Source organism: Pseudodesulfovibrio pelocollis (genome assembly GCF_030282845.1).
Classification (GTDB): Bacteria; Desulfobacterota; Desulfovibrionia; order Desulfovibrionales; family Desulfovibrionaceae; genus Pseudodesulfovibrio; species Pseudodesulfovibrio pelocollis.
Window position 1 is genome coordinate 18,273 of sequence record NZ_JASTWE010000033.1, and the last position, 25,295, is coordinate 43,567.

Annotated in this window: 24 protein-coding genes; 15 read left to right on the forward strand and 9 right to left on the reverse strand. The window is 66.0% G+C overall.

All coding sequences use genetic code 11. From position 1 onward, the window contains the following. Positions 1-22: 22 nt before the first annotated feature. The 5 genes from QQS14_RS11865 to QQS14_RS11885 all read left to right on the forward strand — a co-directional run bounded on the left by QQS14_RS11865 (position 23) and on the right by QQS14_RS11885 (position 5,336). On the forward strand, positions 23-1,804 hold the full coding sequence (locus tag QQS14_RS11865; protein ID WP_285907213.1) for a motility associated factor glycosyltransferase family protein: 1,782 nt from the start codon (positions 23-25) through the stop codon (positions 1,802-1,804). Positions 1,805-1,912: 108 nt separating this feature from the next. After that, positions 1,913-2,224, forward strand: coding sequence for a hypothetical protein (locus QQS14_RS11870; RefSeq protein WP_285907214.1), 312 nt, complete (start codon positions 1,913-1,915; stop codon positions 2,222-2,224). A gap of 9 nt (positions 2,225-2,233) precedes the next feature. Then, positions 2,234-2,857, forward strand: coding sequence for a phosphatase PAP2 family protein (locus tag QQS14_RS11875; RefSeq protein WP_285907215.1), 624 nt, complete (start codon positions 2,234-2,236; stop codon positions 2,855-2,857). A gap of 5 nt (positions 2,858-2,862) precedes the next feature. After that, on the forward strand, positions 2,863-4,503 hold the full coding sequence (locus QQS14_RS11880) for an ArnT family glycosyltransferase (protein WP_285907216.1): 1,641 nt from the start codon (positions 2,863-2,865) through the stop codon (positions 4,501-4,503). Positions 4,504-4,739: 236 nt separating this feature from the next. Further along, positions 4,740-5,336, forward strand: a complete 597-nt coding sequence (locus QQS14_RS11885; protein ID WP_285907217.1) for a BON domain-containing protein — start codon at positions 4,740-4,742, stop codon at positions 5,334-5,336. 74 nt (positions 5,337-5,410) lie between these two features. Here QQS14_RS11885 and QQS14_RS11890 read toward each other — a convergent pair whose 3' ends face one another. Then, complete coding sequence (locus tag QQS14_RS11890) at positions 5,411-6,328, reverse strand: Gfo/Idh/MocA family protein (protein ID WP_285907218.1); 918 nt, start codon at positions 6,326-6,328, stop codon at positions 5,411-5,413. A 121-nt stretch (positions 6,329-6,449) separates the two neighbouring features. On the opposite strand from QQS14_RS11890, the gene lpxB reads away from it, so the two are divergent. After that, positions 6,450-7,607 (forward strand): lipid-A-disaccharide synthase, encoded by a 1,158-nt coding sequence (gene lpxB, locus QQS14_RS11895; RefSeq protein ID WP_285907219.1) that lies wholly within the window; start codon positions 6,450-6,452, stop codon positions 7,605-7,607. A gap of 51 nt (positions 7,608-7,658) precedes the next feature. Here lpxB and QQS14_RS11900 read toward each other — a convergent pair whose 3' ends face one another. The 4 genes from QQS14_RS11900 to upp all read right to left on the reverse strand — a co-directional run bounded on the left by QQS14_RS11900 (position 7,659) and on the right by upp (position 11,621). Then, the gene (locus QQS14_RS11900) at positions 7,659-8,495 is read right to left on the reverse strand and encodes a mechanosensitive ion channel family protein (protein ID WP_285907220.1); all 837 of its coding nucleotides are present in this window, start codon (positions 8,493-8,495) and stop codon (positions 7,659-7,661) included. A gap of 126 nt (positions 8,496-8,621) precedes the next feature. Further along, the gene (locus tag QQS14_RS11905; protein WP_285907221.1) at positions 8,622-9,380 is read right to left on the reverse strand and encodes a glycosyltransferase family 2 protein; all 759 of its coding nucleotides are present in this window, start codon (positions 9,378-9,380) and stop codon (positions 8,622-8,624) included. Between the two features lie 148 nt (positions 9,381-9,528). Next, positions 9,529-10,899 (reverse strand): uracil-xanthine permease family protein, encoded by a 1,371-nt coding sequence (locus QQS14_RS11910; RefSeq protein WP_285907222.1) that lies wholly within the window; start codon positions 10,897-10,899, stop codon positions 9,529-9,531. A gap of 95 nt (positions 10,900-10,994) precedes the next feature. Continuing rightward, positions 10,995-11,621 carry a uracil phosphoribosyltransferase gene (upp, locus tag QQS14_RS11915; RefSeq protein ID WP_285907223.1) on the reverse strand — a complete coding sequence of 209 codons (627 nt, stop codon included), beginning with the start codon at positions 11,619-11,621 and terminating at the stop codon, positions 10,995-10,997. A gap of 177 nt (positions 11,622-11,798) precedes the next feature. Here upp and QQS14_RS11920 point away from each other — a divergent pair, with 177 nt between their 5' ends. Next, a complete protein-coding gene (locus tag QQS14_RS11920; RefSeq protein WP_285907224.1) occupies positions 11,799-13,577 on the forward strand; it encodes a dephospho-CoA kinase in 1,779 nt (592 codons plus the stop codon). Continuing rightward, a complete protein-coding gene (locus tag QQS14_RS11925; RefSeq protein ID WP_285907225.1) occupies positions 13,574-14,323 on the forward strand; it encodes a rhomboid family intramembrane serine protease in 750 nt (249 codons plus the stop codon). The genes QQS14_RS11920 and QQS14_RS11925 overlap by 4 nt, the downstream gene beginning before the upstream one ends. A gap of 76 nt (positions 14,324-14,399) precedes the next feature. Here QQS14_RS11925 and QQS14_RS11930 read toward each other — a convergent pair whose 3' ends face one another. Both QQS14_RS11930 and QQS14_RS11935 read right to left on the reverse strand, forming a co-directional pair. Further along, positions 14,400-15,716 carry a BPG-independent phosphoglycerate mutase family protein gene (locus QQS14_RS11930; RefSeq protein WP_285907226.1) on the reverse strand — a complete coding sequence of 439 codons (1,317 nt, stop codon included), beginning with the start codon at positions 15,714-15,716 and terminating at the stop codon, positions 14,400-14,402. 59 nt (positions 15,717-15,775) lie between these two features. Beyond that, positions 15,776-16,333 carry a BON domain-containing protein gene (locus tag QQS14_RS11935; RefSeq protein WP_285907227.1) on the reverse strand — a complete coding sequence of 186 codons (558 nt, stop codon included), beginning with the start codon at positions 16,331-16,333 and terminating at the stop codon, positions 15,776-15,778. 149 nt (positions 16,334-16,482) lie between these two features. Between QQS14_RS11935 and QQS14_RS11940 the strand changes: the two genes are divergently transcribed. The 6 genes from QQS14_RS11940 to QQS14_RS11965 all read left to right on the forward strand — a co-directional run bounded on the left by QQS14_RS11940 (position 16,483) and on the right by QQS14_RS11965 (position 22,611). Further along, complete coding sequence (locus tag QQS14_RS11940; protein ID WP_285907228.1) at positions 16,483-17,439, forward strand: DnaJ C-terminal domain-containing protein; 957 nt, start codon at positions 16,483-16,485, stop codon at positions 17,437-17,439. A gap of 12 nt (positions 17,440-17,451) precedes the next feature. Beyond that, positions 17,452-17,787: a chaperone modulator CbpM gene (locus QQS14_RS11945; RefSeq protein ID WP_285907229.1), complete on the forward strand. Its 336-nt coding sequence runs from the start codon at positions 17,452-17,454 to the stop codon at positions 17,785-17,787. A gap of 117 nt (positions 17,788-17,904) precedes the next feature. Beyond that, the gene (gene clpB, locus QQS14_RS11950; RefSeq protein WP_285907230.1) at positions 17,905-20,502 is read left to right on the forward strand and encodes an ATP-dependent chaperone ClpB; all 2,598 of its coding nucleotides are present in this window, start codon (positions 17,905-17,907) and stop codon (positions 20,500-20,502) included. A gap of 77 nt (positions 20,503-20,579) precedes the next feature. Further along, on the forward strand, positions 20,580-21,758 hold the full coding sequence (locus QQS14_RS11955; protein WP_285907231.1) for an MFS transporter: 1,179 nt from the start codon (positions 20,580-20,582) through the stop codon (positions 21,756-21,758). A gap of 14 nt (positions 21,759-21,772) precedes the next feature. After that, a complete protein-coding gene (locus QQS14_RS11960) occupies positions 21,773-22,147 on the forward strand; it encodes a hypothetical protein (protein ID WP_285907232.1) in 375 nt (124 codons plus the stop codon). Positions 22,148-22,170: 23 nt separating this feature from the next. Continuing rightward, on the forward strand, positions 22,171-22,611 hold the full coding sequence (locus QQS14_RS11965; RefSeq protein WP_285907233.1) for a hypothetical protein: 441 nt from the start codon (positions 22,171-22,173) through the stop codon (positions 22,609-22,611). Positions 22,612-22,638: 27 nt separating this feature from the next. Here QQS14_RS11965 and QQS14_RS11970 read toward each other — a convergent pair whose 3' ends face one another. Next, entirely contained in the window at positions 22,639-23,619 is a 981-nt protein-coding gene (locus QQS14_RS11970; protein ID WP_285907234.1) for a YheT family hydrolase, read from the reverse strand. Between the two features lie 125 nt (positions 23,620-23,744). Between QQS14_RS11970 and QQS14_RS11975 the strand changes: the two genes are divergently transcribed. Continuing rightward, the gene (locus QQS14_RS11975) at positions 23,745-24,950 is read left to right on the forward strand and encodes an aminopeptidase (protein ID WP_285907235.1); all 1,206 of its coding nucleotides are present in this window, start codon (positions 23,745-23,747) and stop codon (positions 24,948-24,950) included. Positions 24,951-24,956: 6 nt separating this feature from the next. Here QQS14_RS11975 and QQS14_RS11980 read toward each other — a convergent pair. Continuing rightward, positions 24,957-25,295 (reverse strand): tetratricopeptide repeat protein (locus QQS14_RS11980; protein ID WP_285907236.1); only part of this gene is annotated, 339 nt, incomplete at its 5' end.

Here is a 25,295-nt window from a genome sequence, read left to right on the forward strand (position 1 = left end):
CCCGGCGCGAAAAGGAAAACCCATGACCGCATATCCCTTTCTCAAGGACAACATCGAGTATTTGCAGGCCAAGGGGCATCCCGTCTTCCAGTGGCTTTCCACCCGCCCCTTCGGCGAGGAGGCGCTGCTCTCCAACCTGTTCATCAACGAATACGGCATCCACGACTGGCGCATGGAAAACGGCAAGGGCATGTTCGAGGCCCTGCCGCCCGTGGGGCTTTATTCCTCGTGGACCAATGGCGACAAGCCCGAGACCTCGGCCACCTTCATCGTGGGCTGCAACCTGGGCTACGGCGTCAACCACGTGCTCAAGAACACGCCCGACAGCCACAAGGTCATGCTGCTGGAACCCCGGCCCGAAATGCTCCTGGCCTGCCTGGGCCAGACCGACTACCGTCCCTTCTTCGAGGCCAGGAAGTTCCACATCCTGGTCCCGGACGAGCGCTACATCCACGAGGTGATTAAGAACCTCGACCTCCAGTTCGTCTACGGCCAGATTCATCTCAAGGGCGATCTGCCCAGCCAGCAGCTGGGGCCGGAGTATGCCCGCTGGGCCACCTGGATGCGCCACAAGCTGGAGAACTTCTCGCTGGAGCTTTCGACCCTGCGCTTTCGCCAGGACGTCATGGTCGCCAACGAGGTGCACAATTTCAGACGGGCCATGGCCGAGGGTTCCATCCGGGGCCTTGAGGGCCGGGCGGCCGGGCTGGGCGGCGTCATCCTCGGCGCCGGGCCGAGCCTTGAGGACGCGGCCCAGAGCCTGCGCGACAATCCGGGCCACGCCCTGTACATCTGCGCCCTGCAGACCGTGCCCACGCTCCAGGCCCTGGGCATCAGGCCCCATTTCTGCGTGGCCATTGACTACGACAAGTCCATGCTCAAACTCTTCGACCGGCTTGACCCCGACTTTGTGCAGGGCATCCCGCTCATCTATTCCACCAAGGTCCTGCCCGAGGCCGTGGCCCGCTACGCCGGGCCGACCCTGCCCCTGTGGACCGTGGGCGGCATGGGTACTTACGTCATGAAGGAGCATGATCTGGTCATCGATGCGGGCGGCAACGTCTCGGTGACCATCTCGCGCCTGCTGCGCTGGATGGGGGTGAGCCACATGGTGCTCATCGGCCAGGATTACGCCTGGCTCAAGGACCGCTCCCACGCGGCCGGGCACCACAACCACACCACCAGCACGACCCGCCGCAGCTACCACCAGACCACCCGCAACATGGAAGGCGAGGAGATCCTGACCACGGTCCAGTACATGACCGCCAAGCGCGAGCTGGAGGCCGATCTGAAGGAATCCCCGGTGCCGGTCTTCAACGTCTACGGCGGCGGCGTGCCCATCGAGGGAACCCGCGTGGTGGACCTGGAAACCGCCTACGCCGAGGGGCTGTTCGCCTCTGTCCCGGGCGGGGTGGAGCGGTTCATGGCCGAGCTTGCGGCCAGCCGGGGCACCATGACCCCGGTGCGCTTCGAGCCGCGCGGACCCGCCTGGTCCACCTCGCTGCGCAACATCGAGAAGCATTTGGGCAAGCTCTTTCGGAACCTTGCGGCCAACCAGACCGAGGTGCACGAGGCCATGGGCCGGGTCGAGATATTCCTGAACCAGGATCCGCTGTACACCCCGTATCTCTATAATGAACTGGTCGATCTGGCCGGGCTGACCCGGGCCAGGAAGCACTACGCGCAGCGCGATTTTCCGGAATTCCGGCGCATCGTGCGCTGCGTGCTCAAGAAGGTCCGCGAGATCGACCGGCTGGTCTGCATGGCCGAGTCCCGCCCGGACCAGGGGCAGGCCGTGGCCTGATCTGCGGGCCGCAGGGCCTGGCACCATTTTGCGACCGGACTCGCGCATCCCGCCGGGGCGCGCGAGTTCGGTTGAATTTTTCCGCGAAAGGTGAAAGAGTCCCCGTCCATGGACAAGACCAAACCCCATCTGGACGAGGACGGCACCCTGGTCATCCCCTTCGAGTGCGCCGACCACGGCTACAAATACTGGAAACAGGAGGGCCGCCCCCTGGCCGACATCCTGACCGAACTGGGCGTGGATGAAGCGACATGGGCCGCCTACACCAACCTTGCCCATCCGGCGTCAGGCGGGTTGGTCAAGGCGGTGGCCTTTGACGAAGAGCCGGACGAGCAGGGCGTCGAGTCTGACTCCGATGCGGACGTCGAGCCGCTGTCGCCCTCGGAAGCCGATCTTGCCCATCCGGCCCCGATGGCCTAAGAAACCCGCATGCGTCTTTCCCATCTGCGACATCTGGCCCTGCTTTCGGTCCCGCTTCTGGTGCTGCTTGCCGCCCTCTGGCTCGTGTTTCCGTCCGAGGAGGCGGTGGCCGGGTTCTTCCGCGACCATCGCGAGGCGCATCCCGGCCTGACCCGTGCCTTCACGCTGATCACCGACTGGTGCAACCCGGTCTTTTACGGCCTGTTCGGCTGGATATTGGTGCGGGCGTGGCGCTCGGGCGACCGCGAGACCCTGCGCTTCGTGTGCATCCTGCTGGCCGTGCAGGCGGTGGTGGCCGGGCTGGCCGTCCATTTCATCAAGCACACCGTGGGCCGTCCCAGGCCGGGCCAGGGGGCGTGGTTCGACCCCATCACCACCCGGGGGGCCTTCCATTCCCTGCCTTCGGGCCACACCACGGAATTCATGGGCTGGGCCACGCCCTTTGCCCTGCGCCTTGGCCGGACCGGCCTGACCGTGCTGCTGGGTCTGGCCGCCGCCCTGGTGGGGCTTTCGCGCATCTATCTCGGCTGGCATCATCCAAGCGACGTCTTCTTCGGCTGGCTCCTCGGCAGCTTCGGCGGGCTGGCCACCATGGTGCTGGCGGATTCCTCACTGCTTCGGAAAAAGGCGTGACACCCATGGACCAAAACAACGCCCATCAGCACTTGGCCTCGCGCCTGTGGTCCCTGCTTCGGAACCATCCGTGGCTGACCATGATCCTGGCCGTGGCCGCCCAGACCTGGTTCACCCTGGGCAACCGCGCCCTGTGGTTCTCGGACGAGGTGCGCTACGCCAACGCCTACCAGAACCTCGTGGAGCGGGGGAAATGGTTGGTCCTCTCCCTCAACGGCCAGCCCTATCCGGACAAGCCGCCCGTGTATTTCTGGTTCCTGTGGCTCATCGACACCCTGACCCCGGCAGACATGCCCGCCGTGTTCTTCCTGGGCGCGGCCCTGTCCGGGCTCTTCTTCGTGGTCTCGGCCCATGTGCTGGCCCGGACGCTGGGGTTCGACCGCTCCGTGTGTCTCGCCGGCGCGCTCATGCTCCTTGCCAACTTTTTTCTGGTGGGGTTGTTCCATTACTCGCGCATGGATTTGCTCTTTGCCGGGCTGATCATCCTGAGCCACGCCTGCCTGTTCCGGGCCGTGTCCGGGCCGAGGCAGGGAGCGTGGCCGCTGGCCGCCTTCGCTCTGGCCGGGCTGGCGACCCTGACCAAGGGACCCATCGGGTTCATCCTGCCGCTTTTGACCCTCACCCTCTACCTGCTCTGGCGGTGCGAGGTGCGCAGGCTCTTCACCCGGGCCATGGGCCTGGGGCTCTTGGCCATGCTGGCCATGCTGGTCGCCTGGGTGGGCGGGGTCATGCTGGCCGAGGGGCCGTCGTTCCTGATGGACACGGTGCTGGGCAAGCATGTCCTGCAACGGGCCACCCACACCTTCCACCATCGCGAGCCCTTCACCTACTATTTCATCGCCCTGCCTCTGGCCTGGCTGCCGTGGACGCTCTTTGCCGTGGCCGCCCCGGCGCGGCGGCTTTTTTCCCTTGAGGCGTGGGGCGAGGCGTGGGGCGGGCGGCGCGAGGCCGGGCCCACCGTCTTCCTGTGGATCATGGTCCTGTCCACCTTTGTCTTTCTCTCCAGCTTAAGCGGCAAGGTGCTCATCTACATCCTGCCCATGTTCCCGCCCCTGGCCCTGCTCACGGCCCAGGCCATGACCCGGCTCGACGTGGCCCGCTCGGCCCGGTTCTGGACCTGGGTGGCCGGGCTGTGGCTGGTGCTGGGAGCCGGGCTGCTGGTGGCGGGCGATCTGCTGCCGTTCCCGGTGCCGGTGCGCGGGCTGGGCCTCTCGGCCTGTCTGCTGCTGGTCGGAGGGGTGGGACTTTTCCTGTTGCGCCGCCGGGGGAGCAAGACCTGCCTGCTCTGGTCGGTTCTGGCAGTGACCCTGTGGCTCTACCCCGTGGGCCTGATGGTGGCCCCGTCACTGGACGACGCCATGAGCCCCAAACGGCAGGCGCAGATGATCGGCGAGCACGTCGACCAGGGCTACGCGCCCCTGGCCTACAAGGTCTACTCGGGCATCTTCACCTACTACGCCGGGCACGACATCGAGGAGACGGGCGACTTCGACGAGTTGGCCGCCCTCATCGGGCAGCGGGACCGCGTGATCCTCGTCATCCGCGACAGGCACTGGGACGAGTGGCCCGAGCGCCCGGCCGGGCTGCGCGTCATCGACCGGCAGAATATCGCGGGTATGACCTACCTGCTGGCGGTGGGCGACTGACATCTTGTGTGTACGCTTCTTGCATTGTGCTTGACCGAAGTGGAGACTTGAGGCAGAGGGTGTTAGAGAAAGTCCAGACAAGTCGCTCACGGCGCAGCCCAAGCATGAAACGCAAGCCGACTCCGTTTGATCGATCCCCAGGCGCGGCCCCAGGCCGTGGCCGTGGTTCTGTCGTGGCCGTTACGGCCGCGTTGCTTGCCGTCCTCGCGTTGGCCTCCCTGCTCGGTGGGTGCGCCGTGTATCCTGCGGTCCAGGTGGCCAGCGGGGCCATGACCGGCTACGACGCCGTGGTCCTGGCCGACAACCACATCCCCAAGACCAGCGTGCAGGGCGGCCAGTTGGTCTGCGATTCCGACAGGATGCTTGAACGCCGTCTGCGCGAGCGGCTGGTCATGGGCGGCGTTCCCCAGCTCTCGGCCCACGTCATCGGCGGCCACGCCTATCTCGTGGGCCGGTTGGACAGCCAGGTCCAGGCAGACAGGGCGATGTCCACGGCCCGGTCCGTGGAGGGGCTCAAACTCGTCACCTGCAAGTTCTTCCCGCGCTCGACCCCTGCCGAGGCCAAGAGTGACGCCTCGCTGCTGTACACGGTCAGCAGGAAGCTGGCCGAGACCAAACGGCTTGAGAACATTGACCTGCGGGTGGAGGTCATTGGCGGCACGGCCATTCTCATCGGCTCCACAGTCGATCACAGTCAAAAAACCGCTGCCCTGGCCATTGCCGGGGAGGTCTGGGGCGTTCGGGATGTGGTGGACTACATCGCCGTGAACCCGGCCGTCCAGTCCGCCCATTCCGCCCAGCCGGGCCAGCCCGCCCGGGTGGCCCGCAACTGAATTTTCGCCGATAACGAAATCGGCCCCGCCCTCCTTGACGGAGAGCGGGGCCGTTTGCATTCGGGGCGTGGGGGCTACCTGGCGCTGAAGATGCGCTCGAAGACCCTGAGCACGGCCAGGCCGTCTTCGCCGGGAATGGGCACCGGGGTGTTGTTGCGCAGGGCGGCAAGGAACTGGGTCAGCTCCTCCTTGACCGGTTCGCGGAACATCAGCGGCCACTCGCGCACCGAGTAGCTCTTGTCGTAGGTGGAGAAGGCAGAGTATTCCTTGACCTCCTGAGTGATCAGGTTGGCCTCGATGTATTTGGATTCGCAGGCCACCAGGATCTTGCGGCTCTTGTAGGGCGTGACCCAGTTGGTGGAGATGCTGGCCAGGGCGCCGTTTTCCATCTGGGCGGTGATCAGGGCGCTGTCCTCGTGCTTGCCCAGGGTGGTGGACATGACCGCGTTGACCGACCTGAACTCCGAGCCGGTGATGTGGCGGATGAGGTCGATATCGTGGGAGCCGAGGTCCTTGACCACGCCCACGTCCTGGATGCGCGGCGGATAGGGGCCGACGCGTTCGATCTGGATGGAGATGACGTCGTCGCCCACCAGTTCCTTGACCCGGGCCACGGCCGGGTTGAAGCGCTCCACATGGCCGACCATGAGGGCCACGCCCATGTCAGCGGCCCGGCGGACCAGTTCCTCGCCCTCGGCGGCGGTGGCGGCCAGGGGCTTTTCGATGATCAGGTTGATCTTTTTTTCTATGATCTTGAGGCCGGTCTCATGGTGCAGGCTGGTGGGCACGCAGACGCTGATGGCGTTGAGTTCGTGTTCGAGCAGTTCGTCCAGGGTGGCGTAGGCGGTCACGCCGAACCGGGCGGTGACTTCCTCGCGCGCCTTGGGGTCCACATCGACCACGCCGACGACCTCGACCCCGGCCATTTCGGTGTAATTCCGAAGATGGACGCGGCCCATCCAGCCCAGACCTACAACTCCGACTTTGAGCATCGCATCAATTCCTTGTTGAGAGTTGGTGTTCGCGCCCGCCTTACTACCCGCTCGGTGCGCGCTTGGCAACCCCGGCATGAGCGGGCGACGCGGTGACACCCGCCTTGCCCCCAGGCCGCACATGGGATACTCAGCGGACATGCTGACGGACAATTCACACGCCCCCATCTGGATCAGCGTTGGCGAGGCCTCCGGCGACCTGCACGGGGCCGAGCTGATGAAACACCTGCGCGACCGGGACCCCGGCCTGCGCTTCACCGGCATTGGCGGCCCGGCCATGGGTGCCCAGGGGTTCGAGGCCCGGTACGATATGGGCCTCATCTCGCTGGTGGGCATCACCGAGATCCTTTCCGGCCTGCCGCGCATCCTGCTGCTTTTGCGGCGCATCCGGCTCGCGCTCAAGGCCGTGCGGCCCCGGGCCGTGGTGCTCATCGACTGTCCGGAGTTCAACTTTCGCGTTGCCAAGATGGCCCGGGCGCTGGGCATTCCGGTCTATTACTACATCAGCCCGCAACTGTGGGCCTGGCGGCCCAAGCGTGTGGAATTCCTGCGCGAGCATGTCCGCCGGGTCATCTGCATCCTGCCCTTTGAGAAAGAATTCTACGCGCGCCACGCCATGGCCGTGGACTATGTGGGCCATCCACTCATGGACGTGCTGCCCCTTGAGCGGCTCGACGCCATGGCCGTGGACGACACCCTAATAGGGTTGCTGCCCGGCAGCCGGACCCGGGAGGTTTCGACCCTGCTGCCCGAGTTTGCCGGGGCGGCCAGGCTGCTGCGCGAAAAGCGCCCGAATCTGCGATTTGTCATCATCCGCGCCCCGGGTATGGAGCGCCAGCGGCTGCTCTCGCTGTGGGACAGCGACATCCCGGTTGAGATAGTCGAGCCCGAGGCCCGGTACGAGACCTTTCGCGCCTGCACCATGATGCTGGCCGCCGCAGGCACGGTCACGCTGGAGACCGCGCTCATCGGCACCCCGGTGGTGGTGGCCTATCAGGTTTCCGCCCTTTCGGCCATGGTGGGCCGGATGCTGGTCAGGGTGGCGCACATCAGCCTGCCCAACCTCATCGCGGGCCGCGAGATATATCCTGAGCACATCCAGGAGCGGGCCACGGCCCCGCATCTGGCCGCAGCCGCAGCCGCCTGGCTCGATTCGCCGGACAAGCTCGCCGCGGTCAGGCGCGATCTGGCCGGGCTGCGCACCATGGTGGGCGAGCCCGGGGCTGCCGCGCGGGCCGCCGGGGTCATCCTCGATGATCTGGCCTCCATGAATTCCTGATCTCTTTCGATTGCCCGCAAAGACGAAGGGAGCCTCGCGGCTCCCCTTTTTCTATTTTTCGGCAGGATAAAGGTGCACGTCGCGCTGCGGGAAGGGGATGGAGATGCCCTCCTGGTCGAAGACGAGCTTCACCTTTTCGGTGATGGCGAAGTAGGTGGGCCAGTAGTCCGAGGTCTTGACCCACGGCCTGACCACGAAATTGACCGACGACTCGCCCAGTTCTAGCACCTCCACCACTGGCGCGGGGGCGGGCAGCACCCTCGGGTCTTCGGTGACGATCTTGCGGAGCAGTTCCTTGGCCTTGAGCAGGTCGTCGCCGTAGCCGATGCCCATGACCAGATCCACCCGGCGAGTCTCGTTGGCCGTGACGTTGACGATGGTGCTTGAGAGGATGGCCGAGTTGGGCACGATGACCACGCGGTTGTCGGCCGTGGTCAGGATGGTGTTGAATATGCTCACGGATGTGACCGTGCCCGATTCCCCGGCCACGGTCACCCAGTCGCCGCGCTTGAAGAACTTGAGCATGATGAGCATGACCCCGGCCGCGAAATTGGACAGGGAGTCCTTGAGGGCCAGGCCCACGGCCAGACCGGCGGCACCCAGCACGGCCAGGAACGAGGTCACGTTCAACCCGGCCTGCCCGATGGCCATGACCGTCACTGCGGCCATCAGGGCGTAGTAGATGATGTTGCGCAAAAAGGAGCGCAGGGTGTCGTCCACATGGGCCTTGATCATCATGGCCCGGGCCAGGGCCGCGATCTTGTTGGCCGCTGCCCGGCCGGCAAAAAAGACGATCAGGGCGATGACGAGGTTGAGGCCGTGGATGGAGACAAGGGTCACGGCCTGTTCGAGCAGCGACTGGATGGTCTCGGGGTTGAAGAAATTCATGACGCCTCCTGAAGTGGGTGATGGTCGAGAGATGGGTGAGAGCGCGCTGCGCCTTGCGCTATGGGAATCCCTATCACAAGACGGTGCGGTGCGGAATACGGCTGGCGAAATAATACGGGAAAGTGGTCAGTTGTCGCCCCACTTGCCGGTTTCCTCGATGCGGATGTATTTCTGGAAGGTGTAGTAGAATCCGGCCATGGCGTTGTAGAACCCGGCTTGGCCGTCGAGCAGGCCGAGCTTGAGCAGGTAGAGCTTGAGGAAGCGGGCCGCGCCGTGGAGCAGGGCAGTGACCGGGCCGCCCCGGCGTCCCTTCTCGCGCAGGGCCTTGGCCCCTTCCTCGGCGTAGTAGTTGATCTTCTCCATGTGCTGGCTGAAGGATTCGTAGGGGAAGTGGCGGATGTCGCCGATGAGCCTGCCGGTCTTGCCCCGCGGGGTGAAGTGGTAGTGCGCGCCGCTGGCCGAGACGTCCATCTGGCCGGTGCGGAACACGCGCAGCAGAAGATCCGGATACCAGCCGGAATGCTTCATGAATCGATCGAAATAAAAAGAACTGCGCGATACATGGTAGCCCGCCACCGGCTCCTGCATGGCCAGCCGTTCGATGATGGCGGCGCGCAGCTCGTCGGTCAGGTATTCGTCCTGGTCCAGGGACACGATCCAGTCGGTGCGCACCTCGGCCAGGGCGAGTTTGAACTGGGCCACCGGCCCGGGCCAGGGGTTGACGATGACCCGCGCCCCGCAGGACTCGGCGATCTCGCGGGTGCGGTCGGTGGATTCGGAGTCCACCACCAGCAGCTCGTCGCAGAAGTCGAGGGACGTGAGGCATTTTTCGAGCAGCCGCTCGCCGTTGAGGGTCAGGACCAGTCCGGTCACGGTTTCGCGCATTGTCGTCTCCCTTGGGTGGCTCGTTTCTCATATCGGGTTCGTGCGGTTCGGTCCAATGCAAAGATGCCGGCAATGGCCCGGGCCGCAAAACCGATACGGCCGGAAACGTCGCGCGTTCCCGGCCGGTGGTGTCGAGTCGGATTGAGGCTTAGAGGTCGGTGCGGTGGTCAGGGCCTGCCGGGGAGATCTCGTCGGGCAAGGGGTCGTTGCAGTCCTTGCAGGGCAGGACGAGGTTGAGGACCACGCCAACGATGCCCGCAAGGCCGATGCCGCCCAGCTTGACCACGACCATGTCAAAGGTCATGCCGCCGATGCCCACCACCAGGATGATGGCCACGATGGCCAGGTTGCGCGGCAGCATCAGGTCGTTGCCCGCGCGCACCAGGGTGTTGATGCCGATGACGGTGATGGCACCAAAGAGCAGGATCATGATGCCGCCCATGACCGGGGTGGGGATGGTGGACAGGATCGCGCCGAGCTTGCCCACAAAGGCGAGGACGATGGCCGTGATGGCCGCCCAGGTCATGATGGCCGGGTTGAAGGCGCGGGTCAGGGCCACCGCGCCCGAGACCTCGGAATAGGTGGTGTTGGGCGGCCCGCCCAGGGTGGCGGCCAGGGAGGTGGCCACGCCGTCGCCGAGCATGGTCCGCTGGATGCCCGGGTCCTTGACGTAGTCCTTGCCCGAGATGCCGCCGATGGCCAGGATGTCGCCGAAGTGCTCGATGGCCGGGGCGATGGCCACGGGTACGATGAACAGCAGGGCTTCGGCGCTCCATTCCGGGAAGACGAAGTTGGGCACGGCCAGCAGCGGGGCCTTGGCCACCGCGTCGAAACCGATCAGGGCGGTCCCGGTCCAGTTGGGCAGCTGGCCGGGGTCGAAGACGGCCTGGGTGGCGGCGGTGAAGCCGGTGAAATCAAGAACCAGCGAGGTGGTGTAGCCCGCCACGATGCCGAGCAGGATGGGGATGAGCTTGATCCAGCCCCGGCCGAGCAGGGAGGCGAAGACCGTGGTGACCAGGGCCACGCCCGCGATGATCATGGCCGTGGCGCTGGGCACGAGCCAGGCCGAGCCGTCGCCGGTGCGGCCCATGGCCATGTGCACGGCCACCGGGGCCAGGACCAGGCCGATGACCATGATCACCGGGCCGGTGACCACCGGGGGGAGGATGCGGCGCAGCATGCCCACGCCAAAGATGCGCACCAGCAGGCTGATGATCATGTAGAGCACGCCCGCGCCAAAGAGGCCGCACATGGTGGCCGGGATGCCCCAGGTCTGCACGCCGTAGATGATGGGCGCGATGAAGGCAAAACTTGAGGCCAGGAACACGGGCACCCTGCCCCGGGTGATGACCTGGAAGACCAGGGTGCCCGCGCCCGCCGTGAACAGGGCCACGTTGGCGTCGAGGCCGGTGAGCAGGGGCACCAGCACCAGCGCGCCAAAGGCGACGAAGAGCATCTGGGCGCCCAGCAGCGCGTCCTTGGGCTTGAAACTGTATTCAGTGGAATGAACGTCACGCATCTCTCGACTCCTCCTCGTGGTTGCGGCCGACGCCCCCGCCGGCCCCGATATGACTCCCCCAAAAAAAAGGCACGCCGCCCGGCGTGCCCGACTCCCTATTTGGTGCCGAATATCTTGTCCCCGGCGTCTCCGAGGCCGGGGATGATGTAGCCGATGTCGTTGAGCCTCTCGTCAACGGCGGCCACATATATCTCCACATCCGGGTGTTCGCTCAGGATGCGCTCGATGCCCTCGGGCGCGGCGCAGAGAAACAGCCCCCGGATGGACTTGCAGCCCGAGTCCTTGAGCAGCTTGATGGTGGCATTGAGCGTGCCGCCGGTGGCCAGCATGGGGTCCAGGATCAAGGCGGTGCGTTCCTCCATCTGGCTGGCGAGCTTGACGTAATACTGGACCGGCTCCAGGCTCTCCTCGTCGCGGTAGAAGCCCACCACCGAGGCCTTGGCCCCGGGGATCATGTCGAAGACGCCGTCCATCATGCCCAGCCCGGCGCGCAGGATGGGCACCACCGTGACCTTCTTGCCCTTGATGGAGTCCACCTCCACGTCACCGGCCCAGCTCTGGATGGTGATTTTCTCGGTCTCGAAGTCCTTGGTGGCCTCGTATGTCAGGAGCCGGGTGACCTCGTTCGCCAACTGGCGGAAGCGGCTGGTGGAAATGTCATGCTTGCGAAGAATGCCGATCTTGTGCCGGATGAGCGGGTGGTCAACCACGTGTAGGGCCACGAAACTTCCCCTTTGTGCGATGTGGGTTGGATATAGAACGACGGCTTCATGCCGCCTGCGCAAAACTTTCCTTTTCTAGTCCCCAGACCCGGTCGGGTCAAGGCCAAATTGGCCGCCTGCGGGAACTCGCGGGAAAATGAATTTTACTTTCCAATGATTCCCGGTATATCGTGGGGCATGAGCACGAAAGCGGAAAAACGAAGTTGGGAGCGCATGGCCGAGCCGTCCGATCAGGGGGTGCGGCTCGACAAGTTCTGGGCGCGCGAGCTGGCGGGCGAGGGCGTGTCGCGTGGCCGGGTCAGGGAGTGGATCGAGGCCGGGCTGGCCCTGGTGGACGGCGAGGCCGTGACCCGGGGCAAGCATGTCCTCACGGGCCGCGAGACCCTGCGCATCGGCGACGGCGGCGCGCCCGCGGTCGATGACGAGGCCAGGGCCGTGCCCGGCGAGGTGGCCATGGTCTTCGAGGACGACCATCTCATGGTCATCGACAAGCGGGCCGGGCTGACCACCCACCCTGCGCCCGGCGAGCCGGGGCCGACCCTGGTCAATCACCTGCTGCACCGCTGGCCGGACATGGCGGCCGACATCTCGGGCATGGACAGGCAGCGGCCCGGCATTGTCCACCGGCTGGACAAGGACACCTCGGGCCTCATGGCCGTGGCCCGGACCGAGGCTGTCAGGCTGCGGCTGGCCGCCGATTTCGCGGCGCGCCGGGTGCGCAAGGTCTATCTGGCCATCGTCCACGGGCGGCCCGACCCGGCCAGGGGGAGTATCGACGAGCCCATCGGCAGGCATCCGAACCAGAAGACGCGCATGGCTGTGACCCCCAGGGGCGGACGCGAGGCCCTGAGCGACTACCGGGTGCTGTGGACCGGCCCGCGCGGCCTGGCCAGCCTTGTGGCCGTGCGCATCCACACCGGACGCACCCACCAGATCCGGGTCCACATGGCCCACATCGGCCATCCCCTGCTGGGGGACGCGGCCTACGGTTCGCGCGAGAACGCCGAGTGGTCGCGCAGGCCGGACAGGCTGGCCGGGCTGGCCCCGCGCCAGATGCTCCATGCCTTTCATCTTGCCCTGCGCCATCCGGCCACGGCCGCGCCGCTCATCCTGTGGCGCGAGCCGCCCGATGATTTTTGCTCCCTGCTGGCCGCCCTGCCCCGGGAGTGCCTGCGGGTGGGCATCGTGGGCATGCCGGGCAGCGGCAAGTCGGCCCTGCTCGGGTTCCTGCGCCGGGCCGGGCATCCCTGCTTCAGCGCGGACGAGGCCGTGGGCTGGCTCTACGAGCCGGGCGGCGACGGCGCATCCATGCTCGGCAGCCGGTTCGGCGGCGCGTACCTGCGCGAGGACGGCGGGGTGGACCGGCCCGCGCTCTTTGCGGCCATGCGCGGGTCAGGCGGGCTGCGGCGCGAGGTCATGGACATGATCCATCCCATGGTCCGCCACCAGTGCGAGATGTTTTTCCGCGCCCATCGCGACGCCCCCGTGGCCTATGCCGAGGTGCCGCTGCTGCTTGAAGGCGGCTGGCACACCGACGGGATGGTGGACATGGTGGCCGGGGTGCGCTGCCCGGACGCCCTGCGCACCGGCGAACTGCTCCGGGCGCGCGGCCTGGACGCCGAGACCCTGGCCGTGTTCGACTCCTGGCAATGGCCCGAAGCGGACAAGCTGGCCGCCTGTCACGTGGTTCTGGACAACGACGCCGGGCTGGCCCGGCTGGAGGCCGAGGCCGTCCGGCTGCACGGACTGGCCCTGGCCCGGTTCGAGGAGCGCATGGCCGGGACCGGAGCCTGGCTCGACGGCCTGTGGCCCGAGCTGGCCGCGACCATGGACCGCGAAGCTGCCGGAGAACTGGCCCTGATGGCCGAGGAGGCCGAGGGGGACGAGGCGGAAGAGGCGGACGGGATCGGGGAGGGCGAATGGTCTGCGGACCCGGGTGAGGACGACGATCAATGATACCCATCCGGGACAACGTGCCCCGGGTGACCCTGCCCGTGGCGGTCACGGTCATCATCCTCCTCAATGCGGCGATCTTTCTATACAGCCTCGGGCTTGACCCGCGCTCCCTGGCCCATCTCTTTCATGTCCACGGGGTGGTCCCGGCCCGGTTCTTCGAGCCTTCCTGGGCCATGGGGGCCGGGTATCCCGAGACCCTGGGCTGGCCGCTGGTCTCCTACATGTTCCTGCACGGCGGCTGGGTCCATGTCATTCTGAACATGTGGATGCTCTGGATCTTCGGCGACAACATCGAGGACGTCACCGGCCATTCCGGCTTCGTGATCTTCTATCTGCTGTGCGGGCTGGCCGCAGTCGGGCTACAGATGCTCTTCGGCCAGTCCTCGTCGGTGCCCATCATCGGCGCGTCCGGGGCCGTGGCCGGTGTCATGGGCGCGTACATCATGCTCTATCCCCACGGCCGGGTGCTGACCCTGGTGCCCATCCTCTTCATACCGCTCTTCCTGCGGATACCCGCAGGCCTCTTCCTGGCCGTGTGGTTCCTGTCCCAGCTGGTGGCCGGGCTGATCTCGAGCGCCGAAGGTGCCCAGAACGTGGCCTGGTGGGCCCACGTGGGCGGCTTCGTGGCCGGAAGCGGCCTGATCCACTGGTTCCGGCGGCCCGGCCGCTGCCGCTACTGCTACAATCCGACCACCAAGGATTATGACCCGGAACTTGATGACGCCCCTGAGCTGGACGACGAGTAAACCGGAGCGGGGTGCCCGCTCTGGCCCGTGCCGCTTCATTCCACGGCTTTTCCCGCTGACGTCCGGCCTGTCGCGGCTAGGGTCGGACCAGGAAGGGGTCGTAGTCGCCGGGCCAGAATTCCTGGGCGTTGGGCGAGTCGTGTGTGCCGACCATGCGGGCTCGGTCCAGGTAGTTGAGGATCATGTGCATCATCTCGTCGCCGCGCAACAGGCCCAGCGCACCGCCCGCAACGCTCACCTCGTCGTAAGCGGCCACTGCATCGCGCCGCACGCCCTCGCCCGCGAACAGGACCGGCACCGGCTCGCCCGAGTGGATGAGCGTGCCCCGGCTCGGGGTGGAGTGGTCCGAAGTCACCACCAGCAGGACATCCTCGTTGGCCAGCAGCGGGTCCACGGTCTCGCCCAGGCCCCGGTCCAGGGCCTCGATGGCCTTGACCTTGCCCCGGGGGCTCTTGGTGTGGGCGGCTCTGTCGGCAGCCTTGTGGTGGATGTGGATGAGGTCGTAGCGGTCCACACACTCGGTGGCCAGCCGCACCCGCTCGGCCAGGTCGCGGGCCGGGTCGCGGCTGTCGCGCACCTTGCGGAAATCCAGGCCCAGATAGGCGGCCAGGCCCTTGTACATGAAGCCGCTGGCCATGGACAGGGCGCGCAGCCCGTAGCGGTCGCGCATCGTGACGCGGGAGGTGAGCCTGCCTGCGCGCTGGGTGACCAGCCCGTTGATGGGCGGCAGGGTCTGGCGCACCCGTTGTTTGTTCTGCGACAGCTCGCACAGCCGGGCGTAGGCCCAGCGCAGGTATTCGGCCAGGGCCCCGGCCGTGCGCACCGCGGCAGGGTCGTCGGCGTGGGAGGCCAGGGGCCGCACGGCCGCGACGAACCGGCCGTCGGCCATGGGGTTGCAGTCGGTGATGTAGGGCGAAACATCGCCGCGCATGGTCAGCACGCTGGACATGCCGCCGGTGCGGTGCAGGTCGATGGCGATGCCGTCGCGCGAATAATTGGCCACGGCCGCGTGAAAGGCGTCGATCTCGTCCGGCGTGCCGCAGATGCGGTCGTGCTTGACGATGAGATGGCCCTCCAGGGATTCGAGCACGCAGGTGAAATAGGCGAGCATGGCGATGATGTCGTCGTCCAGGTCCACCCCGGCTCCCAGCGCCTCCAGCGGTCCGCGCCCGGGAAACTCCTCCCTGGGTGAGCCGAACATGGCAAAGTGGGCGTCCTCGCTGGGCATGGGGCGGCCCAGTTTGCCCGCGTGGTACAGCCCGGTGCTGCCCAGGGCTGCGAGGCGGTCCAGGGTCGGGGTTTCGGCCGCCTGCAAGGGGGTCTGGTGGCCGAGTTCTCCATGGGCCCGGTCGCCCAGGCCGTCAAGCACGATCATGACACAGGTCTTTGGCACGGTCTCTCCGAATGGATGTGGTTGGTTCGCGTGTAGGCTGTCGTGTGCCGGGCCTTGGGCTATCTGGGCGGGATCAGGTAGGAGGTCACCTTGCGCACGCCCTGAACACCCCGGGCGATGCGCACCGCCAGTTGGGCATCCTTCTCGCTGCGCACCATGCCGACCATGACCACCTCGCCGTTCATGGTCTCGGTTTCGATCTGGGTGGAACTCAGCGCCTTTTCCGCGATCAGGGCGGCGCGCACCCTGGCCGCGATCTCCAGGTCGGCGCTCATGGTGTCGGTCTCGTTCACCAGGTGGGTGTAGACTTGGGAGACACCCTCGGTCCCTTTGGCGGTTTCCACCGCAAAGTCGCGGAAGTCCCGATCATCAATGGCTCCCACCAGGTAGACGTGGCGCAGGAAGCAATAGACGTGTATCTTGAGAGCCATCTTCGCGTCGCGGTCGGCCATGGCGCCCTTGATGGTCAGGGATATCTTCTTGTCCGCAGCCTGATCGCCGACGCTGCGCTCGTCTCGGGCGCTGCCGTAGATGGCCCCCCACGGGGTCCAGGCGACGCAGGCCAGGGCCAGGGTGATGAGCAGGACGCAGGGGATGGCTTTGGAGGCGTGTGTCATCGGACTGTTCCTTTGTCGGCTGTGGAAAAGATTGTGGAAAAAATGTCGGGTCAGGACCGGTTCCTTTCTTGACACGTTTTGAAAGCATATTACCTTACAATCCTGATTCAATAAAATGTTTTTTGACCAAGCAGAGGAATCTTTGCCCCATGGAATACAAAGACTATTACAAGTTGCTTGGCGTGTCCCGGACCGCGACCAAGGATGAGATCGGCAAGGCCTTCAAGAAGCTGGCCCGCAAGTATCACCCCGATCTCAATCCCAACGACGCCGCGGCCGAGGGCCGGTTCAAGGAGATCAACGAGGCCTACGAGGTGCTCAAAGACGAGAAGAAGCGCAAGCTCTACGACCAGTTCGGCTCGGACTGGGAGCACGGGCAGAACTTCCAGCCCCCGCCGGGCTACGAGAACGTCAACTTCGAGGGTGCGGGCTTCTCGGACTTCTTCGAGACCATCTTCGGCGGGGGTGGCGGGAGCTTTCGCGGCGGCTTCCAGCAGGGCGGTTTCTCCCAGGGGTTCGGCGGCTCAGGCTTCCATTCGCGCCCCAGGCGCGGCAGCGATTCCGAGGCCGTGTACGAACTGACCCTGGAGGAGGCTTACCAGGGCGGCACCAAGTCCATCACCCTGCAGGAGCAGGTGGCCGGGCCGGACGGCATCCCGCGCATGACCACCAAGACCCTGGAGGTCAAGGTGCCCGCCGGGGTCAAGGACGGCCAGAAGATCAGGCTGGCGGGCCAGGGCAACCCCGGCCTGAGCGGCGGGACCAGGGGCGATCTGTACCTGCGCATCAGGCTCATGCCGCACCACCTCTACAAGGTCAAGGACAACGACATCGTCCTCGACCTGCCCCTGGCCCCGTGGGAGGCCGTGCTCGGGGCCACGGTACGCATCCCCACCCTGGACGGTCCGGTGGAGATGAAGATTCCGCCGGGCATCGGCTCGGGCAAGAAGCTGCGCATCAAGGGGCGCGGGCTGGGCAGCGGCGCGCGGCGCGGCGACCAGTACGTGCGCATCATGATCCAGTCGCCCGACAGGCTCTCGGGCGATGAGCGGCGACTGTGGGAGGAACTCAAGGAGGCTTCGTCCTTCACACCCAGGAATTTCTAGAGGATATCGACCATGACCACCAAACGACTGGAACAGATCATGATGCGGCTGCCCGGCCTGAACCTGCCGGAGCGAAGCGAATACGTGGCCTGGGCGCAACTGGTGGAGTTGACCAGCATCGAACCGGCCCAGGTGGCGGAGCTGGTGGACCTCGGCTGGATCACCCCGGCCAGGACCGGGGCGGCGGAGTATCTCTTCCGGCTGCGCGATGTCTACCGCATCCACAAGCTGATGCGGCTGGTCAAGGACCTCGACATCTCCTTTGACGGCGGGTCCATCATCGTGGACCTGCTGGAGCGCATCGAGGAACTGGAAAAGGAAATAGAGGAACTCAGGCGGCTTGTCTGATCCATCGGGCAGGGCCGGGCAGGGCCGGGCCATCGGGCATGACCAGCCCGCCCGGGCACGATGTTTCGCTCCGTTGAGCCAGTCGCCACTTGAACAGGTGAACAAGGAGGACCACGCATGGACCCCAACAAATTCACGCGCAAGACCCAGGAGGCCGTGTCCGAGGCCCAGAACCTCGCCATCCGCCACGGCCACCAGCAGGTGGACTGCGAACACCTCATGCACGCCCTGGTGGCGCAGGACCAGGGGCTGGTGCCCCAGATACTCCGCAGGCTCGGCGCGGCCCCGGACGCCTACCTGGGCGCGGTGGACGCCGAGATAGCCAGGCTGCCCCGCGTCTCCGGACCCGGCGCGCGGCCCGATCAGATACTGGTCACCCAGCGGCTCCAGTCCGTAATGGTGGCGGCCGACGATCAGGCCCGCCGCCTCAAGGACGAGTTCGTCTCGGTGGAGCACGTCTTTCTCTCCCTGATGAACGAGCCGCCGTCCACGGGCGTGGGCCGTGTCAACAAGCAGTTCGGCCTGGACGCCAACAAGGTGCTCGCCGCCTTGAGCGAGGTGCGCGGCAAGCAGCGCGTCACCTCTGACAGCCCCGAGGCCACCTACGACTCTCTCAAGAAATACGGCCGCGATCTGGTGGAGGAGGCCCGCCAGGGCCGACTCGACCCGGTCATCGGCCGGGGCAGCGAGATCAGGCGCGTCATCCGCATCCTCTCGCGGCGCACCAAGAACAACCCGGTGCTCATCGGCGAGGCGGGCGTGGGCAAGACGGCCATCGCCGAGGGGCTGGCCCAGCGCATCGTGGCCCAGGACGTGCCCGAGGGGCTCAAGGACAAGACCGTGTTCAGTCTCGACATGAGCGCGCTCATCGCCGGGGCCAAGTATCGCGGTGAGTTCGAGGAGCGGCTCAAGGCCGTGCTCAAGGAGGTCCAGGAGTCGGCCGGGCAGATCATCATGTTCATCGACGAGCTGCACACCATCGTGGGTGCGGGCAAGACCGACGGGGCCATGGACGCGGGCAACATCCTCAAACCCATGCTGGCGCGCGGCGAACTGCACTGCATCGGCGCCACCACCATCGACGAGTACCGCAAGTACATCGAGAAGGACCCGGCCCTGGAGCGCCGTTTCCAGACCGTGCTGGTGGAAGAACCTTCGGTGGAGGACACCATCTCCATCCTGCGCGGCCTGCGCGAGCGTTTCGAGGTCCACCACGGCGTGCGTATCTCCGACGGCGCGGTGGTCGAGGCCGCCGTGCTCTCCAACCGCTACATCACCGACCGCCAACTGCCGGACAAGGCCATCGACCTCATCGACGAGGCCGCAGCCCTGATCCGTACCGAGATCGACTCCCAGCCCTATGAGCTGGACAAGGCCAACCGCCACATCATGCAGCTTGAGATCGAGCGCGAGGCCCTCAAGCGCGAGACCGACAAGGCGTCGCGCGAGCGGCTGGGCAAGCTGGAAAAGGACCTGGCCGAACTCAAGGAGCGCCAGTCCGCCCTGCTGGCCCAGTGGGAGAACGAGAAGTCCGGCATCGAGCGGTTGCGTTCCCTCAAAGGGGAGATCGAGTCCACCCGCCGGGCCATCGAGGAGGCCAAGCGCATCCACGACTACAACCGCGCCGCCGAGCTGGAATACGGCACCCTGGCCACCCTTGAGCGGGAGCTGGCCCAGCGCAACGAGGCGCTGGAGTCCGGCGATGTGCCGCGCATGGTCAAGGAGGAGGTCGGCCCGGATGACGTGGCCCAGGTCATCGCCCGCTGGACCGGCATCCCGGTCGCCAGGCTTCTGGAGGGCGAGCGCGAGAAGCTGCTCAAGCTGCCCGATGTGCTGCACGAGCGGGTCATCGGCCAGGACGAGGCCGTGCAGGCCGTGGCCGACGCCGTGTTGCGCGCCCGGGCCGGGCTCAAGGACCCGTCCCGGCCCATCGGCTCCTTCATCTTCCTCGGCCCCACGGGCGTGGGCAAGACCGAGCTGTGCAAGACCCTGGCCTCGGCCCTGTTCGACTCCGAGAACAACATGGTCCGCATCGACATGTCCGAGTACATGGAGAAGCACACCGTGGCCCGGCTCATCGGCGCGCCCCCCGGCTATGTGGGCTACGACGAGGGCGGCCAGCTGACCGAGGCCGTGCGCCGCAAGCCATACTCGGTGGTCCTCTTCGACGAGATCGAAAAGGCGCACCACGACGTGTTCAACGTGCTCCTGCAAATCCTCGACGACGGCCGGTTGACCGACTCCCACGGCCGCACCGTGGACTTCAAGAACACCATCGTCATCATGACCTCCAACCTCGGGGCCGAATACATGCTCGACGGCATCGACGAGCAGGGCGGGTTCCGCGAGGGTGTGGCCGATCAGGTCATGGAGGTGCTGCGCCGCCACTTCCGGCCCGAGTTTCTCAACCGCGTGGACGAGACCGTGCTCTTCAAGCCCCTGCGCCTCGACCAGCTCATGGCCATCGTGGACCTGATGGTGGACGGTCTCCGGGGTCGGCTGGCCGACCGCAAGATCGGGCTGACCATGACCGACGCGGCCCGGGCCTTCATCGCCCAGTCCGCCTACGACCCCCACTTCGGGGCGCGGCCGCTGCACCGCTACATCCAGACCCGCCTGGAAACGCCTCTGGCCCGGCTGATCATCTCCGGCGAACTGGCCGACGGCGCCACCGTCACCGTGGACGAACGCGACGGGGAGCTGATTTTCAGCTAGCGTTTCAAAATCTTGGGGCGTATCAGAAAGGCACCCTGTCGCGATGACAGGGTGTCTTATTTTCAAGGATACCGCTGATGCCGAACCTGCTCCTGCTTTCCATGCTCGCCGCCTTTCCGGCCCTTTCCACGGACATGTATCTGCCCGCACTGCCCACGCTACAGGTGCTGTGGGGCATCTCGGTGGTGGAGGCCAACATGTCGCTGGTGGTCTTCTTCATGGCCTTCAGCGTGTTCCTGCTGGTGCACGGTCCCCTCTCGGACCGCTTCGGCCGCCGCCCGGTGCTCCTTGGGGGCATCACGCTCTTCATCGTGGGCTGCGGCCTGTGCGCCGTGGCCGATTCCATCACCATGCTCGTGGTGGCCCGGGTGGTCCAGGCCGCCGGGGCCGCAGCCGCCTCGGCCCTTTCGCTTGCCCTGTCCAAGGACCTGTACGAGGGGCCCATGCGTCAGAAAATCCTGGGCTATATCGGGGTCATCCTGGCTGTGTGCCCCATGCTCGCGCCCTTTCTGGGCGGGCTGATGCTCCAGGTGGCGTCGTGGCGGTGGATCTTCGCCTGCCAGGGGGTGCTGGCCCTGGTGGCGCTTTATGGCGCGGCGCGCCTCAAGGAGCCGCTGACCGAGTTCACCAGCGGCGGTTTCCTGGCCGTCATGGGCCGCTACCGCATGGTCCTTGGCAACGGCCGGTTCATGGCCCTGACCCTGGCCTTCTCGATCATGGTCCTGCCCCATTTCGCCTTCATCGGCGGCTCGCCGGACATCTACATCACCGGATTCGGCGTGTCCGAGCACGCCTTTGGCACCTATTTCGCCGTCAATGCCCTGGGGATCATGCTCGGTTCCTTTGCCTGCACCCGGCTGACCGTGTCCGTCAGCTCGGTGCGCGTCCTGTTCGTCTCGCTCTTCGGGGTGCTGATCGCCGGGGCGGCCCTGGCCGTGTTCGGCGCGCCCTCGCCCGTCACCATGGCCGCGCTCATGTTCTGCATCACCTTCTCCATCGGCGTGTCTCGGCCCATCAGCAACAACATGTGCCTTGAGCAAGTGCAAACCGACATCGGCGCGGCCTCGTCCATCCTGACCTTCATGATCTTCTTCGTCGGAGCCGGGTCCATGGCCCTCATCGGGCTCGACTGGCCCTCCAAGCCCGCCTTTGTCGGCCAGCTCGCGGTCATCGGCGCCCTGGTGCCCCTGACCATCCTCTGGGTCATGCTCCGGTTTTTTGGACGGCGGCCGGAGCGGGCGGGGTTAGGCGAATGAAGGGGATGCTCCTGATGGCTGCAATGATCCTTATGTGGTTGCTGACCCCAGCCAAAGTCACGTGGGCATGTGAAGCGAATGTGCCGTGCGAAAGCGTGGTGGCGATTGACGTGGGCAAAGGGAGGCGGCATTTGCCCGGGGGAAAAACAGAAACGCTGTATGTCGCAAGCGTGGTGGTGGATGCGACAAAGAGCGATTTGAAGGAAGTCCTTGCCGACTGTCCTCGTGACACAATTCTGATACATATTGAAGCCATAGCTCTCGAACTCCCCAAAGTTGCCATTTCCACAGGTGGAGACTGGTTTGCGATTGAGCGGGCAACACCGACAGAGGCTCTGGATGCGGCAATGAGCCTGTGTCCCGAAAAAGTCACATCGCATATCCCGTGAAGCGGGGCAGAGCCTTGAGGATCATGCACACAGGCACCCTGCCAAAGCTCTTTCTCCTCCTGGCCCTGGCTGCGGGATTTCCCGGTCTGGCGCAGGCAGACGAACCTGCGCCGTTCATCCTTGCCTGTGACCGGGTGGAGTCGATCCTGGTGGAGCTTTTTCCGGACATGGATGACCTTGATTCGGAAAACCAGCGATGGGACATCGGCTGTCAGGTTCAGTTGACCTTTGCGGCCGCTGTTTCCTTCGAGGAGCATCGGCGCAGGCATGCTTCCCGGTGGCTGCCGATCCACGCAGATGGCCTGCTCATCACGATGTATGACGGCAATGTCCGCGCCATCCCGCAGACCTTCTTCTTTACCGAGCAGACCTGGGAGCAAGCGCGGCGCAAGCTCATGGCCATCTGCGCGGACAAGATTCCGCCCATCCCCAGGCGGGTGCTGGAGCACCGGCCTCGGGAGTAGCCGCGCCGCAGAAGCGCCGGGCGGCCCTCAGCCCAGTCCCAGCAGCTCGACCAGAAATCGGCGGGTGCGCGTTTCCGACCAATAGGCGTTGCCTGGGGCCACAAAGCCCACGTGGCCGCCGTAGCGGGGCATCTCCAGCAGCAGGGACGGATTGCGCCGGGCCTGGGCCACGGGCAGGCAGCGGCTGGTCAGGAAGGGATCGTTGCGGGCGTTGACCAGCAGGGCGGGCACGCGCACGTCGTCGAGGACGCGGGCGCAGCTTGACCGGGCGTAGTAGTCCTCGGCATCGGAAAAGCCGTTGATGGGCGCGGTGTAGCGGTCGTCGAAGCGGCGCAGGGAGTCGATGCCCCTGAGCCGCGACGCGTCGTAGATGTCGGGAAACTCCACCGCCTTGGCCCGCACCTTGGCCCGCAGGCCGCGCATGAAGTATTCCAGATAGATGCCCAGGGCGGCCCGGCTGATGACCCGCTCGGCCGACGAGAGATCGCACGGCACCGAGAAGACGGCTGCGCCCCTGACCTGGGGCGGCACCCGGTCCGGGGCCTCGCCCAGATACTTGAGAATCTGGTTGCCGCCCATACTGAAGCCGATGAGCACCACCTCGTCGTACTGGCCGGTGCCCAGGCTGTGGGCGATCACCGTGTGCAGGTCGCCTGTCTCGCCCGAGTGATAGAGCCGGGGCAGCCGGTTTGGCTCAAGGCCGCACCCGCGCTGGGTCCAGCAGGCCGCGTCCAGGCCCAGGTCCGTGACCATGGCCGCCATGCCCAGCACGTACTTTCGGCGCGAGCTGCCCTCCAGCCCGTGACTGATGACAGCCAGCCTGCGCGTGGACCCGATGCGGCTCGGGTGAAAATCCACATCCAGAAAATCCCCGTCCGGGGTCTCGATGCGCTCGGGCCGAGGCGAGCAGGCCGGGATGCGGCGCATGAGCGGCGGGTAGAGGGTGGCCAGGTTGCCGCTGCGAAAGGGGAGCGGGGGGCGGTAGTCAGGCGTGGGTAAAACAGGCATTTGAGAGAGGTACGTCCGAACCAGCCGGTTGTCAAAATCCGAGTGGCCGGGCAGAGTGTGTGGAACAGGGACGGCACGGGCCGCCCCGCAAGCCCCGGCAAGTATTCGCAAGCCAAGGAGTCTGTGTGCCGCTTTTCGACGCCGTTGATCTGGAGAACTATGCCGAGGTCATGGTCTGGGCGCTGGCGCAGACCCGGACCGCGCCCCTGCGCAATGGCGATGTGGTCCTCATCCGCTACGACATCCCGGGGCTGGCCCTGGCCGAGGCCGTGTACTCGCGGCTCATGGACGCCCACTTCATGCCCGTGCCCGTGGCCATGCCCACGCCCTACATGGAGATGGAGCGCTATCTCAACTCCAGCTTCGGCCAGCTTGTCTTCCAGCAGCCGGGCGTGGCCGAGCTCTATTCCCGGGCCGCCGGGGCCATCAACATCCTGGCCCCCGAAGACCTGACCCACCTCCAGACCGTGGACCCGCGCACCATTGCCGAGGCCCGCAAGGCCGACGGCCCCAATCGGCGCATCCTGGAGCGGCGCAGGCTCGCGGGCACCCTGGGCTGGACCACCTGTCTCTATCCCACCCAGGCCCTGGCCGAGGCATCGGGCATGGCCCTTGAGGAATACGCCCATGCCGTGCTGCGCGCCTGCTGGCTGAACATGCCCGACCCGGTGCGCGAGTGGCGGCGGCTGCATCGCGAGGTCAGTGAGATTTGCGCATGGCTCGATGGGCTGGGCATCGCCCGATTGCACGTGGAGTCCGCAGACGTGGACCTGACCGTGCCAATGGGCGAGAACCGCCGCTTCGTGGGCGTGAGCGGGGCCAATATCCCCGGCTACGAGATATACTTTGCGCCCGATGCGCGCGGCGTGTCCGGCACCTATTATGCGGACCAGCCCACCCTGCGCTACGGCCATCTGGTCATGGGCGCGGCCCTCGAATTCACCGACGGCGTGGCCGCCAGGGTCGAGGCCGGGCGCGGCCAGGTCTTCCTGCAAAATCAGATGTATTCGGATTCCGGCGCGCGCCGGGTGGGCGAGTTCTCCCTGACCGACAAGCGCTTCTCCCGCGTGGACCGCTTCATGGCCCACACCCTGCTCGACGAGAACTTCGGCGGCCCAAGCGGCAACTGCCACCTCGCCCTGGGCGGCTCGGTCCTCGAAAGCTTCACCGGCCCCCCCGAGCTGCTCACCCCGGAGCTGGCCGCGACCCTCGGCTTCAACGCCTCGGACATGCATTGGGACCTGGTCAACACCCAACCCAAACGGGTCACGGCCATCTTGAGGACCGGCGAGCCGAAGCTGATTTATGAGGGCGGGGAGTTTCGGGTCTGAACCGACCTATTCATGCAGCGCATCCACGAGTGCCTGCGCTTTTTTTGTGTACTCGTGGTCCGGGCCGAAAACCTTCGAGAAAGTGGCCAGGGCCGTCAGGGCCAGGGGTTTCGCCTCGGCAGGGTTGTTTTGGGCTGTATGGAAGAGCGCCAGATTGAGTTGGGTCATGGCTACATCGTAATGCTCCTTGCCGAAGACGCGCTCCTTGATATCCAGGGCTCTTTGAAAGAGCCCCTCTGCCTCGTCAAACCGCTGTTGTTGGTAGTAGAGGCCAGCGAGGTTGTTGCATGTGGCCGCCACCTCGTGGTGGTCCTTGCCGAGGACGCGCTCCTTGATATCTAGTGT

What these genes read in the sequence shown, in the direction of transcription:
- QQS14_RS11865 (WP_285907213.1), top strand. Translation starts at nt 23, where the DNA reads ATGACCGCATATCCCTTTCTCAAGGACAACATCGAGTATTTGCAGGCC.
- QQS14_RS11870 (WP_285907214.1), top strand. Translation starts at nt 1,913, where the DNA reads ATGGACAAGACCAAACCCCATCTGGACGAGGACGGCACCCTGGTCATC.
- QQS14_RS11875 (WP_285907215.1), top strand. Translation starts at nt 2,234, where the DNA reads ATGCGTCTTTCCCATCTGCGACATCTGGCCCTGCTTTCGGTCCCGCTT.
- QQS14_RS11880 (WP_285907216.1), top strand. Translation starts at nt 2,863, where the DNA reads ATGGACCAAAACAACGCCCATCAGCACTTGGCCTCGCGCCTGTGGTCC.
- QQS14_RS11890 (WP_285907218.1), bottom strand. Translation starts at nt 6,328, where the DNA reads ATGCTCAAAGTCGGAGTTGTAGGTCTGGGCTGGATGGGCCGCGTCCAT.
- lpxB (WP_285907219.1), top strand. Translation starts at nt 6,450, where the DNA reads ATGGGATACTCAGCGGACATGCTGACGGACAATTCACACGCCCCCATC.
- QQS14_RS11900 (WP_285907220.1), bottom strand. Translation starts at nt 8,495, where the DNA reads ATGAATTTCTTCAACCCCGAGACCATCCAGTCGCTGCTCGAACAGGCC.
- QQS14_RS11905 (WP_285907221.1), bottom strand. Translation starts at nt 9,380, where the DNA reads ATGCGCGAAACCGTGACCGGACTGGTCCTGACCCTCAACGGCGAGCGG.
- QQS14_RS11910 (WP_285907222.1), bottom strand. Translation starts at nt 10,899, where the DNA reads ATGCGTGACGTTCATTCCACTGAATACAGTTTCAAGCCCAAGGACGCG.
- QQS14_RS11920 (WP_285907224.1), top strand. Translation starts at nt 11,799, where the DNA reads ATGAGCACGAAAGCGGAAAAACGAAGTTGGGAGCGCATGGCCGAGCCG.
- QQS14_RS11925 (WP_285907225.1), top strand. Translation starts at nt 13,574, where the DNA reads ATGATACCCATCCGGGACAACGTGCCCCGGGTGACCCTGCCCGTGGCG.
- QQS14_RS11935 (WP_285907227.1), bottom strand. Translation starts at nt 16,333, where the DNA reads ATGACACACGCCTCCAAAGCCATCCCCTGCGTCCTGCTCATCACCCTG.
- QQS14_RS11940 (WP_285907228.1), top strand. Translation starts at nt 16,483, where the DNA reads ATGGAATACAAAGACTATTACAAGTTGCTTGGCGTGTCCCGGACCGCG.
- QQS14_RS11945 (WP_285907229.1), top strand. Translation starts at nt 17,452, where the DNA reads ATGACCACCAAACGACTGGAACAGATCATGATGCGGCTGCCCGGCCTG.
- clpB (WP_285907230.1), top strand. Translation starts at nt 17,905, where the DNA reads ATGGACCCCAACAAATTCACGCGCAAGACCCAGGAGGCCGTGTCCGAG.
- QQS14_RS11955 (WP_285907231.1), top strand. Translation starts at nt 20,580, where the DNA reads ATGCCGAACCTGCTCCTGCTTTCCATGCTCGCCGCCTTTCCGGCCCTT.
- QQS14_RS11960 (WP_285907232.1), top strand. Translation starts at nt 21,773, where the DNA reads ATGGCTGCAATGATCCTTATGTGGTTGCTGACCCCAGCCAAAGTCACG.
- QQS14_RS11965 (WP_285907233.1), top strand. Translation starts at nt 22,171, where the DNA reads ATGCACACAGGCACCCTGCCAAAGCTCTTTCTCCTCCTGGCCCTGGCT.
- QQS14_RS11970 (WP_285907234.1), bottom strand. Translation starts at nt 23,619, where the DNA reads ATGCCTGTTTTACCCACGCCTGACTACCGCCCCCCGCTCCCCTTTCGC.